This is a genomic window from Streptomyces sp. NPDC051180 (genome assembly GCF_040689545.1).
Lineage (GTDB): Bacteria > Actinomycetota > Actinomycetes > Streptomycetales > Streptomycetaceae > Streptomyces.
Genome location: NZ_JBFBBC010000002.1, coordinates 269,122 through 280,413 on the forward strand (window position 1 = coordinate 269,122; position 11,292 = coordinate 280,413).

The 11,292-nt window shown below is 72.2% G+C and carries 8 protein-coding genes; 5 read left to right on the top strand and 3 right to left on the bottom strand.

Annotation, left to right across the window (positions count from 1 at the left end):
* Nucleotides 1-20 precede the first annotated feature (20 nt).
* The 5 genes from AB0424_RS04660 (at nt 21) to AB0424_RS04680 (ending at nt 3,671) form a co-directional block, all read left to right on the top strand.
* Nucleotides 21-1,148 carry an LLM class flavin-dependent oxidoreductase gene (locus tag AB0424_RS04660; RefSeq protein ID WP_366302244.1) on the top strand — a complete coding sequence of 376 codons (1,128 nt, stop codon included), beginning with the start codon at nt 21-23 and terminating at the stop codon, nt 1,146-1,148.
* Nucleotides 1,145-1,867: a glucose 1-dehydrogenase gene (locus AB0424_RS04665; protein ID WP_366302245.1), complete on the top strand. Its 723-nt coding sequence runs from the start codon at nt 1,145-1,147 to the stop codon at nt 1,865-1,867. Before AB0424_RS04660 ends, AB0424_RS04665 begins: the two co-directional genes overlap by 4 nt.
* Entirely contained in the window at nt 1,864-2,736 is an 873-nt protein-coding gene (locus AB0424_RS04670; protein WP_366302246.1) for an alpha/beta hydrolase, read from the top strand. The genes AB0424_RS04665 and AB0424_RS04670 overlap by 4 nt, the downstream gene beginning before the upstream one ends.
* A 156-nt stretch (nt 2,737-2,892) precedes the next feature.
* On the top strand, nt 2,893-3,219 hold the full coding sequence (locus AB0424_RS04675; RefSeq protein WP_366302248.1) for a hypothetical protein: 327 nt from the start codon (nt 2,893-2,895) through the stop codon (nt 3,217-3,219).
* On the top strand, nt 3,216-3,671 hold the full coding sequence (locus tag AB0424_RS04680; RefSeq protein ID WP_366302250.1) for a hypothetical protein: 456 nt from the start codon (nt 3,216-3,218) through the stop codon (nt 3,669-3,671). Before AB0424_RS04675 ends, AB0424_RS04680 begins: the two co-directional genes overlap by 4 nt.
* Before the next feature lie 116 nt (nt 3,672-3,787).
* Here AB0424_RS04680 and AB0424_RS04685 read toward each other — a convergent pair whose 3' ends face one another.
* The 3 genes from AB0424_RS04685 to AB0424_RS04695 all read right to left on the bottom strand — a co-directional run bounded on the left by AB0424_RS04685 (nt 3,788) and on the right by AB0424_RS04695 (nt 11,087).
* Complete coding sequence (locus AB0424_RS04685) at nt 3,788-5,248, bottom strand: glutamate synthase subunit beta (protein WP_366302251.1); 1,461 nt, start codon at nt 5,246-5,248, stop codon at nt 3,788-3,790.
* Nucleotides 5,241-9,803, bottom strand: a complete 4,563-nt coding sequence (gene gltB, locus AB0424_RS04690) for a glutamate synthase large subunit (RefSeq protein WP_366302252.1) — start codon at nt 9,801-9,803, stop codon at nt 5,241-5,243. Before gltB ends, AB0424_RS04685 begins: the two co-directional genes overlap by 8 nt.
* A gap of 555 nt (nt 9,804-10,358) precedes the next feature.
* Nucleotides 10,359-11,087, bottom strand: a complete 729-nt coding sequence (locus AB0424_RS04695) for a VIT1/CCC1 transporter family protein (protein ID WP_366302253.1) — start codon at nt 11,085-11,087, stop codon at nt 10,359-10,361.
* Nucleotides 11,088-11,292 lie beyond the last annotated feature (205 nt).

Genomic DNA, 11,292 nt, shown 5'->3' on the forward strand with positions numbered 1-11,292 from the left:
GTTCCGGGAGGAGCTCCCCCGTGAAGTTCTCGATGATCTTCGAAGCACAGCTCGTCGACCCCACCCCCGACCGCGAACACCGCGTCCTCCACGACTGCGTCGAACAGGCCGTCCTCGCCGAGGAGATGGGCTTCGACCGCGTCTGGGCGGTCGAGCACCACTCCCTCACCCAGTACGCCCACATGAGCGCGTCCGAGATCTTCCTGACCTGGGTCGCCGCCCGCACCCGGACCATCCGCGTCGGCCACGGCGTGGTGACCATGCCCTTCGGCTACCAGCACCCCGTCCGGGTCGCCGAACGCGCCGCGATGCTCGACGTGCTCTCCGGCGGCCGCGTCGACGTCGGCGCCGGCCGGGGCGCGACCCGCCAGGAGATGCGGATGTTCGGGGTCAGCCCCGACGACACCCGCCCGCAGACGGAGGAGGCCCTGCGGATCTTCGCCTCCGCCTGGCGCGAGCCCGAGTTCGAATGGCACGGCACGCTCGACATCGGCCCGGGGGCGGTGCTCCCCCGCCCCGTGCAGACCCCGCACCCGCCGCTCTTCATGGCCTGCTCGCAGCACGACTCGCTCCGGCAGGCCGCCGAACTCGGCATCGGCGCCCTGGTGATGGGCTTCGCCGGCGCCGACGACGTCCGCGCGATGCGCGGCGTGTACGACGAGGCCGTCGCCGCCCGCGACGGATCGCGCCTCGTCTCCACCGAGGTCAACGACCACTTCTCCGCCCTGTGCCCGACGATCGTCCTCGACGACGCCGCCCGCGCGCTCCGGCTGGGCACCCGCGGCCAGCGCTTCTTCGCCGAGTCGATCGCCCACTGGTACGGCGGCGCACCGGCCCCCACCGGCTACGCCGAGGACGAGGACCACGCCGGGGCGCTCGACCGGGAGCGCCGCAGGCTCGTCGCCCGCCTCCACGAGGCGGACATCCCCGCCCGGCCCGTCGACACCGGCCCGTACAACGCCGACCACGCCTACGGCGACGCCGCCACCGCGATCGCCTACGTCGAACGGCTCCGCGACATCGGGGTGGACGAGGTGATGTGCCTCATCCAGATGGGCACCGTGCCCCAGGACGTCTGCCTGGAGACCATCCGCCAGTGGGGCACGAAGGTCATCCCCCGCTTCCGCGCCGCGGCGGCCCGCCCGTGACCGGCCTGCGGGGCAAGGTCGTCGTCGTCACCGGCGCCGCCCGCGGCCAGGGCGCGGCCGAGGCCCGCCTCCTGGTGGCGTCAGGCGCGCGCGTCGTCCTCACCGACGTACGGGAGGAGGAGGGCCGGGCCGTCGCGGCCGGACTCGGCGCCGCGGCGCTCTTCGTCCGCCACGACGTGACCTCGGCCGACGACTGGCGGACCGTGACGGACGCCGCGCACGGCGCGTACGGCGGCGTCGACGGACTCGTCAACAACGCGGCGCTCTGGCGGACGGCCCCGGTGGAGTCGGAGACGTACGAGAACGCCGAACTCCTGCTCAGGGTGAACCTGCTGGGCCCCCTCCTCGGCATCCAGGCCGTCCTCCCCTCCCTCCGGCGGGCGGGCGGCGGCTCGATCGTGAACGTGTCCTCCACCGCCGGCCTCGTCGGCGTCCCCGGCCACGCGGCCTACGGCGCGGCCAAGTTCGGCCTCCGCGGACTGACCCGCTCGTCGGCGCTCGACCTCGCCCCGTACGGCGTCCGGGTCAACTCCGTCCACCCGGGCGCGGTCGACACCCCCATGACGGCCGCCGTCGCCGACCGCGACTGGTCCCACGTCCCCCTCGGCCGCATGGGGCGTCCCGAGGAGGTCGGGGAGCTGGTCGCCTTCCTGCTGTCGGAGGCGTCCTCGTACGTGACCGGCGCCGCGTTCACGGTCGACGGAGGTCTCACCGCGTGACCACCGACCCGCTCACCCCGGCCGCCCGCGCGCTCTGCGAGGCGCTGTCGGCCGGATTCCCCCGCCCCGGGGCGGGCCCGGAGGCGCTCCGCGCGGCGGCCCGCGCCCGCCTCGGGGCGATCCCGCCCACCCCTTCCGTCTCCGCGCACGGCGTCCCGGTCCGCGTCTACGAGGGCCCCGCCGACCCGGTCGTCGTCTTCGCCCACGGGGGCGGCTGGGTCCTCGGCGACCTGGACACCCACGACCGGCTCTGCCGCGCCCTCGCCGCCCGCACCCGCGCCACGGTGCTCTCCGTCGACTACCGGCGCGCGCCCGAACACCGCTTCCCCGCCGCCGAGGACGACGTGTACACCGCCCTGCGCTGGGCGGCCGCCGCCTACCCCGGCCGCCCCCTCGTCCTCGCCGGCGACTCCAGCGGCGGCGGCCTCGCCGCCGCGGCGGCCCTCCGCGCCCGCGACGGGGGCGGCCCGCCCGTCGCGGCCCAGCTCCTCCTCTACCCGGCCCTCGACCATCGCCTCGACCGTCCCTCCGCCCGCGACTTCGCCGACGGCTTCTTCCACACCACCGCCCACATGCGCTGGTACTGGCAGCAGTACCTCGGCCCCTGCGGCGACCCCCGCGCGGCCTCCCCCGGTCTCGCCGCGGACCTCTCCCGCCTCCCCCCGGCCCTTCTCCTCCTCGCCGACTGCGACCCCCTCCGCGACGAGGGCCTCGCCCACGCCCGCCGCCTCTCCGCCGCCGCCGTCCCCACCCAGGTCCACCTCCACACCGGCATGTTCCACGGCTTCCTCGCCGGCGCCGGCCTCCTCCCCGAAGCGGACGCGGCCCTGACCACCGCGGCGGCCTGGCTGGCGCCCCTCTCCGGGTGACGGCCGTCGTCCCGAACTCCCTTGTGGGGCGGCATCGTTCTGGGATCATGGGTGCGGGTGGGGAGCGCGCTCCGTACCCGCGCCCCGGACCGGATCCGGCGGTGCGCACGGCTCTTCGCTCTCGTTCCCCACCCCGGCGGCAGGAGGCCCGCGCCCATGAGTCCGACCGTTCCCTACCGCGTCACCGACCGGCCGCTCACCGCGCCCGTCGCCACCTTCCTCTGGGAGTCACGGGCGGCCGGCGGAGTGGTGGCCACCGGTGAGTGCCCCGAGTGCCGGTGCGTGACGATGCGGGTCTGGGAAGACGTGCAGTACGTGACCAAGGGGCCCGGTGGGCCGGGGAAGCAGGTGTTCGACGACGGGGCCCCGAAGTACGCGCGGTGTGCGTGCGGGGCCTCCCACGCGGACCGGCCGACGGGCGTCGAGGCGGGGTGCGGGGCCTCGTTCTGGATCGCGTTGCCGCCGGGGGGAACGGCGCGGTGAACGAGTTCACGCCCGCGGAGCTGCGGGACGCCGACGAGCGGGTACTGGCCATGGCGAGGCCGCCGGAGCAGCTGCGCGCGGCCCTCCAGCAGGCGGAGGGGTACCGGAACTTCCTCGCCACGCTCACCGGGCTGCTGACGGTGGTCTTCGTGCTGAAGGGCCAGGAGAACCTGAGCCGGATGACCACGGGTCCGCGGTGGTGGGTGACAGGGCTGCTGGCGGGTGGGTTCCTGCTGCTCCTGCTGGCGTCCTGGCTGATGGTGACGGTCGTGCACGAGCGGCCCGGGCGGAGGCTTCCCTCGGGGGCGGAGTACCTCCTGCGGTACGAGCGCGCCCGGGCCGGGAAGGTCCGGCGGACGACCGGGTGGGCCCGGTGGATGGGGCTGGCCGGGGTGGTGGCGGTGTCGGCGGCGTCGCTGATCACGTGGATCTTCCCCGGGCCGGTGGGCTGAGGGGGCGGGGACGCGCATCGGCGCCCTCCCAGTCGTCCGGTCGGGGACATTCGGGGGGCGCCGCGCTCAGTTCCGTACGTCGTTGTACGGGACGTCTTGGGGGTGATCCGGCGGGATCAGACCACGAGGGAGCGGTCCGTCGGGCGGATCGGGGCCGGCAGGGAGCTGGCTCCGGTCAGGAAGCGGTCGACTCCGCGGGCGGCGGAGCGGCCCTCGGCGATGGCCCACACGATGAGGGACTGGCCGCGGCCGGCGTCGCCGGCGACGTACACGCCATCGACATTGGTGGCGAACTCCGCGTCACGGGCGATGTTACCCCGCTCGTCGAGGTCCAGACCAAACTGGGCGACCAGGCCGTTCTCCACGTCCGTGCCGGTGAAGCCCATCGCGAGCGTGACCAGCTGGGCGGGGATCCGGCGCTCCGTGCCCGGCTTCTGCGTCAGCCTGCCGTCGACGAACTCGACCTCGATGAGGTGGAGGGACTGGACGTTGCCGTCCTCGTCGCCCTCGAAGTGGGTGGTGGAGACGGAGTAGACCCGCTCACCGCCCTCCTCGTGCGCCGAGGTGACCTTGTAGAGCATGGGGAAGGTCGGCCAGGGCTGGCCCGGGTTCCGCTCCTCGCCCGGCTTGGGCATGATCTCCAGCTGCGTGACCGAGGCCGCGCCCTGGCGGTGGGCCGTGCCGACGCAGTCGGCGCCGGTGTCGCCGCCGCCGATGACGACGACGTGCTTGCCCTCGGCGGTGATCGGCGGGGCCACGAAGTCGCCCTCGACGACCTTGTTGGCGAGCGGCAGGTACTCCATCGCCTGGTGGATGCCGTTCAGCTCCCGGCCCGGGACGGGCAGGTCGCGGGCGGTGGTGGCGCCGGCGGCGATGACCACGGCGTCGAACCGCTTGCGCAGGTCCGTCGACGTCAGGTCGCGGCCGATCTCGATGCCCGTGCGGAACTTGGTGCCCTCCGCGCGCATCTGCTCGATGCGGCGGTTGATGTGCCGCTTCTCCATCTTGAACTCGGGGATGCCGTAGCGCAGCAGGCCGCCGATGCGGTCGGCGCGCTCGTAGACGACCACGGTGTGGCCGGCCCGCGTCAGCTGCTGGGCGGCGGCGAGGCCCGCCGGTCCCGAGCCGATGACGGCGGCCGTCTTGCCGGACAGGCGCTCGGGCACCTGCGGCGTGACGTCGTTGGAGTCCCACGCCTTGTCGATGATGGAGACTTCGACGTTCTTGATGGTGACGGCCGGCTGGTTGATGCCGAGCACGCACGCGGACTCGCACGGAGCAGGGCACAGGCGGCCGGTGAACTCCGGGAAGTTGTTCGTGGCGTGCAGCCGCTCCGACGCCGCCGCCCAGTCCTCGCGGTAGGCGTAGTCGTTCCACTCGGGGATCAGGTTCCCGAGGGGGCAGCCGTTGTGGCAGAACGGGATGCCGCAGTCCATGCAGCGTCCGGCCTGCTTGCTGATGATCGGGAGCAGGGAGCCGGGAACGTAGACCTCGTTCCAGTCCCTGACGCGCTCGCCCACCGGTCGGGTCTGGGCGACTTCGCGCCCGGTGGTCAGGAAGCCCTTGGGGTCAGCCATGGGACGCAGCCTCCATCATCTTCTCGGTGGTCTCGGTCTCGGAGAGACCGGCGAGCTCAGCGGCGTCCTTGGCGGCGAGCACTGCCTTGTACGTGGTGGGGATGATCTTGCTGAACCGGGCCGCCGCGGCGTCCCAGTCGGCGAGGAGCTTCTCGGCGACCGTGGAGCCGGTCTCCTCCAGGTGACGGCGCACGACGTCGTGCAGCCACGTCCTGTCGGTGTCCGACAGGGCCTCGATCGCGCCCAGGTTCCCGGAGTTGACGTTGTCCCGGTCGAGGTCGACGACGTACGCGACGCCGCCGGACATGCCGGCCGCGAAGTTGCGGCCCGTCTCGCCGAGGACGACGGCCGTGCCGCCGGTCATGTACTCGCAGCCGTGGTCGCCCACGCCCTCCGAGACGACCAGCGCGCCGGAGTTGCGGACGCAGAAGCGCTCGCCGGTGCGGCCGCGGAGGAAGAGCTCGCCGCCCGTGGCGCCGTAGCCGATGGTGTTGCCCGCGATGGTCGAGTACTCGGCCAGGTGGTCGGCGCCGCGGTCGGGGCGGACGACGACGCGGCCGCCGGAGAGGCCCTTGCCGACGTAGTCGTTGGCGTCGCCCTCCAGGCGGAGGGTGACACCGGCCGGCAGGAAGGCGCCGAACGACTGGCCGGCGGAGCCGGTGAAGGTGATGTCGATGGTGTCGGCCGGGAGGCCGGCGCCGCCGAACTTCTTCGTGACCTGGTGGCCGAGCATGGTGCCGACCGTGCGGTTGATGTTGCGGATGGCGACCTGGGCGCGGACCGGCTGGGCCTCCTCGGCGGTGGCCGCGTTCAGGGCCTCGGCGGCGAGCTGGATCAGCTCGTTGTCGAGGGCCTTCTCCAGGCCGTGGTCCTGCTCGATCCGGGCGTGGCGGACCGCGCCCTCGGGCAGCTCCGGCACGTGGAAGAGCGGCTGCAGGTCGAGACCCTGCGCCTTCCAGTGGGTGACGGCGCGGCTGGTGTCGAGCAGCTCGGCGTGGCCGACGGCCTCTTCGAGGGTGCGGAAGCCCAGCTCGGCGAGGAGCTCGCGGACCTCCTCGGCGATGAACTCGAAGAAGTTGACGACGAACTCGGCCTTGCCGGAGAAGCGGTCGCGCAGGACCGGGTTCTGGGTGGCGATGCCGACCGGGCAGGTGTCCAGGTGGCAGACGCGCATCATGACGCAGCCGGAGACGACGAGCGGCGCGGTCGCGAAACCGAACTCCTCGGCGCCGAGCAGCGCGGCGATGACCACGTCGCGGCCGGTCTTCAGCTGACCGTCGGTCTGGACGACGATGCGGTCGCGCAGGCCGTTGAGCAGCAGCGTCTGCTGGGTCTCGGCGAGGCCGAGCTCCCAGGGACCGCCGGCGTGCTTCAGCGAGGTGAGCGGCGAGGCGCCCGTTCCGCCGTCGTGGCCGGAGATCAGGACGACGTCCGCGTGGGCCTTGGAGACACCGGCGGCGACCGTGCCGACGCCGACCTCGGAGACCAGCTTCACGTGGATGCGGGCGACCGGGTTGGCGTTCTTGAGGTCGTGGATCAGCTGGGCCAGATCCTCGATGGAGTAGATGTCGTGGTGCGGCGGCGGCGAGATGAGGCCGACGCCGGGCGTCGAGTGACGCGTCTTGGCGACCCACGGGTAGACCTTGTGGCCGGGCAGCTGGCCGCCCTCGCCGGGCTTGGCGCCCTGGGCCATCTTGATCTGGATGTCGTCCGCGTTGACCAGGTACTCGCTGGTGACGCCGAAGCGGCCGGAGGCGACCTGCTTGATCGCGGAGCGGCGCTCCGGGTCGTACAGGCGGTCCGGGTCCTCGCCGCCCTCGCCGGTGTTGGACTTGGCGCCCAGCCGGTTCATGGCGACGGCGAGCGTCTCGTGCGCCTCGCGGGAGATGGAGCCGTACGACATGGCGCCGGTGGAGAAGCGCTTGACGATCTCGGAGACCGGCTCGACCTCGTCGATCGAGATCGCCTCCCGCTCCGAGGAGAAGCCGAACAGGCCGCGGAGCGTCATGAGGCGCTCGGACTGCTCGTTGACCCGCCCGGTGTACTGCTTGAAGATGTCGTACCGCTTGTTGCGCGTGGCGTGCTGCAGGCGGAAGACGGTCTCCGGGTCGAACAGGTGCGGCTCGCCCTCGCGGCGCCACTGGTACTCGCCGCCGATCTCCAGGGCGCGGTGCGCGGAGGCGACGCCGGAGACGGGGTACGCCTTGGCGTGGCGGGCGGCGACCTCCTTGGCGACGACGTCGAGGCCGGCGCCGCCGATCTTGGTGGCCGTGCCGTTGAAGTAGGTGGCGACGAAGGTCTCGTCGAGGCCGACGGCCTCGAAGACCTGGGCGCCGCGGTAGGAGGCGACGGTGGAGATGCCCATCTTGGACATGACCTTGAGGACGCCCTTGCCGAGGGCGTAGATCAGGTTCCGGATGGCCTGCTCGGGCTCCATGCCCTCGATGAAGGTGCCGTCGCGGACCAGGTCCTCGACGGACTCCATGGCGAGGTAGGGGTTGACCGCCGCGGCGCCGTAGCCGATGAGCAGGGCGACGTGGTGGACCTCGCGGACGTCGCCGGCCTCGACCAGCAGGCCCACCTTGGTGCGCTGCTTGGTGCGGATGAGGTGGTGGTGGACGGCCGCGGTGAGCAGCAGCGAGGGGATCGGCGCGTGCTCGGCGTCGGAGTGCCGGTCGGAGAGCACGATGAGGCGGGCGCCGCCCTCGATGGCGGTGTCGGCCTCGGCGCAGATGGCGTCGATGCGGGCGGCGAGGGACTCGCCGCCGCCGGAGACGCGGTAGAGGCCGGAGAGCGTGGCGGCCTTCATGCCGGGCATGTCGCCGTCGGCGTTGATGTGGATGAGCTTGGCCAGCTCGTCGTTGTCGATCACCGGGAAGGGCAGGGTGACGCTGCGACACGACCCGGCGGTGGGGTCGAGCAGGTTGCTGCCGGGGCCGAGGGAGGAGCGCAGCGAGGTGACGAGTTCCTCGCGGATGGCGTCCAGCGGCGGGTTGGTGACCTGCGCGAAGAGCTGGGTGAAGTAGTCGAAGAGCAGCCGCGGGCGGGCGGACAGCGCCGCGATCGGCGAGTCGGTGCCCATGGAGCCGAGGGGCTCGCCGGCGGTGCGGGCCATCGGCGCGAGGATGACGCGGAGCTCTTCCTCGGTGTAGCCGAAGGTCTGCTGGCGGCGGGTGACCGAGGCGTGGGTGTGCACGATGTGCTCGCGCTCGGGGAGGTCGGAGAGCTCGATCTCCCCGGTCTCCAGCCACTCCTCGTAGGGGTTCTCGGCGGCGAGGCCGGCCTTGATCTCGTCGTCCTCGACGATGCGGTGCTCGGCGGTGTCGACGAGGAACATCTTGCCGGGCTGGAGGCGGCCCTTGCGGACGACCTTGGCGGGGTCGATGTCGAGGACGCCGACCTCGGAGGAGAGGACGACGAGGCCCTCGTCGGTGACCCAGTAGCGGCCGGGGCGCAGACCGTTGCGGTCGAGGACCGCGCCGACCTGGACGCCGTCGGTGAAGGTGACGCAGGCCGGGCCGTCCCAGGGCTCCATCAGCGTGGAGTGGTACTGGTAGAAGGCGCGGCGGGACGGGTCCATGGACTCGTGGTTCTCCCACGCCTCCGGGACCATCATCAGGACCGCGTGCGGCAGGGAGCGGCCGCCGAGGTGGAGCAGCTCCAGGACCTCGTCGAAGGAGGCCGAGTCGGAGGCGTCCGGGGTGCAGATCGGGAAGATCCGGGAGAGGTCCTTGCCCTCGCCGAAGACCTTGGAGTCGAGCTGGGCCTCGCGGGCGGTCATCCAGTTCCGGTTGCCCTTGACGGTGTTGATCTCACCGTTGTGGGCGACGAAGCGGTACGGGTGGGCCAGCGGCCAGCTCGGGAAGGTGTTGGTGGAGAACCGGGAGTGGACCAGGGCCACGGCGGTGGCGCAGCGGCGGTCCGACAGGTCCGGGAAGAAGGGCTCCAGCTGGCCGGTGGTCAGCATGCCCTTGTAGACGACGGTGCGGGCGGAGAGCGACGGGAAGTAGGTCGCCGCCTCGCGCTCGGCGCGCTTGCGCAGCACGAACGCCTTGCGGTCCAGCGCGATGCCGTGGTGCTCGCCGTCGGCCACGAAGAGCTGGCGGAAGACCGGCATGGTGGAGCGGGCGGAGGCGCCGAGCAGCTCGGGGGCGACGGGGACGTCGCGCCAGCCGAGGACGTTCAGGCCCTCTTCGGCGGCGATCGTCTCGATCTTCGCGACGGTCTCGGCCGTGCCGTCCTCGGGGAGGAAGGCGATGCCGACGGCGTACGCGCCGGCTTCGGGGAGCTCGAATCCCGCGACCTCGCGGAGGAAGGCGTCCGGGACCTGGAGCAGGATGCCGGCGCCGTCACCGGAGTCGGGCTCGGAGCCGGTGGCGCCGCGGTGCTCGAGGTTGCGCAGTACGGTCAGCGCCTGCTCGACCAGCGCGTGGCTGGCTACACCGGTCAGGGTGGCCACGAACCCGACACCACAGGCGTCGTGTTCGTTACGGGGGTCGTACATCCCCTGTGGAGCGGGGCGACCGTCCATGGGCGACCAGGCGTCGGAACGCATCGGCTCTCCCGTCGTCGTCGTGGCTGGGGGCATCTCCCAGACGACGTCTGGGGGAGCGACTGCCGAGGGACGACGTTGGCCCTCCGCGAAATTTCGTGCAGGTTACATGATGGCTGGCTTCTCGCGAAGTGGATAGCTCGTTCCAGCATGCGGACACCGCCGATACGCAGCGGTGGTGTGGGTTCAGCTCTGGGGTGCGGCGGCAGCGACTGCCTCGCGGGGACGGATCCAGGGTTCCGGACGATCTCCGGAATCCGGCGGTCCGTCGCTGATCGGGCTTCGTTGCCCGGTGACGCTCTGGCCTCATTCCCGTTGGTCACGAGTTCGAAACCGCCGAGTAACCGGCTACATATGTGGCGTCCTGCATAGTGTCTCATCGCCGCGACGAATCCGGCCAGGGATATACGTCACAACCGATCAGCACCCTACGTCCCGAAATGGCGCCCCTGAACGCCGGAAAGGCCCCTTTCGGGGGCCTCTCGGTCTTCTACGGCGGTACGGAATCCGTTCCGGCACGGATGCGGAATCCGCATCACCGCGGATTCCGTGGCACGGTTACAGCGCCGCCCCGAGGAGCATGCCGAGTCCGTACGTGACGGCCGCGGCGGCGCCGCCCAGGACGAGCTGGCGCATGCCGCTGAACAGCCAGCCGCGGGCGGTCACCCGGGCCACCAGCGCGCCGCAGGCGAAGAGCCCGACGAGCGCGAGCAGGACGGCCGGCCAGAGCGCGGTCGCGCCGAGCAGGTACGGCAGGACGGGGAGCAGCGCACCCAGGGCGAAGGAGCCGAAGGACGAGACCGCGGCGACGGCCGGGGACGGCAGGTCGTCCGGATCGATGCCCAGCTCCTCGCGGGCGTGGATCTCCAGGGCCTGCTCGGGGTCCTTCGACAGCTGCATCGCGACCTCGCGGGCGAGGGCGGGCTCGACACCGCGGGAGACGTAGAGCGCGGCCAGCTCCTCCATCTCGTCGATCGGGTGCTTGCGCAACTGACGGCGCTCGACGTCCAGTTCCGCCTGCACGAGCTCGCGCTGCGAGGCGACGGAGGTGTACTCGCCGGCGGCCATCGAGAAGGCGCCGGCCGCGAGGCCCGCGAGTCCGGTGACGACGACGGTCTGGGTGGAGACCGAGCCGCCCGCGACACCGGTCATCAGGGCGAGGTTGGAGACGAGTCCGTCCATCGCGCCGAAGACCGCCGGACGCAGCCAACCGCCGTTGACGTCACGGTGGGTGTGGTTGTCGCGGTGGGCCTCGTGCAGTGGCGCCTGAGCTTCGATGATGGACATGGCTCTCCCCTCGTTCCGGCGGGCCGGGTTGCACCCGCCGCCCCCAACACCCTCGAAAATACGCGCGATGTAAGGGGTCCGCCAGCAAGGCAGGCCGTACTTACTAAGGCCCCCCTCACCTGAGCGCGCGGATCCTGGCGGGGTGTCAGCCGGGTGACAGAGACGTTTCTTCGGCGAGTTCCCGCCGCGCGGTGGCACAGATCCA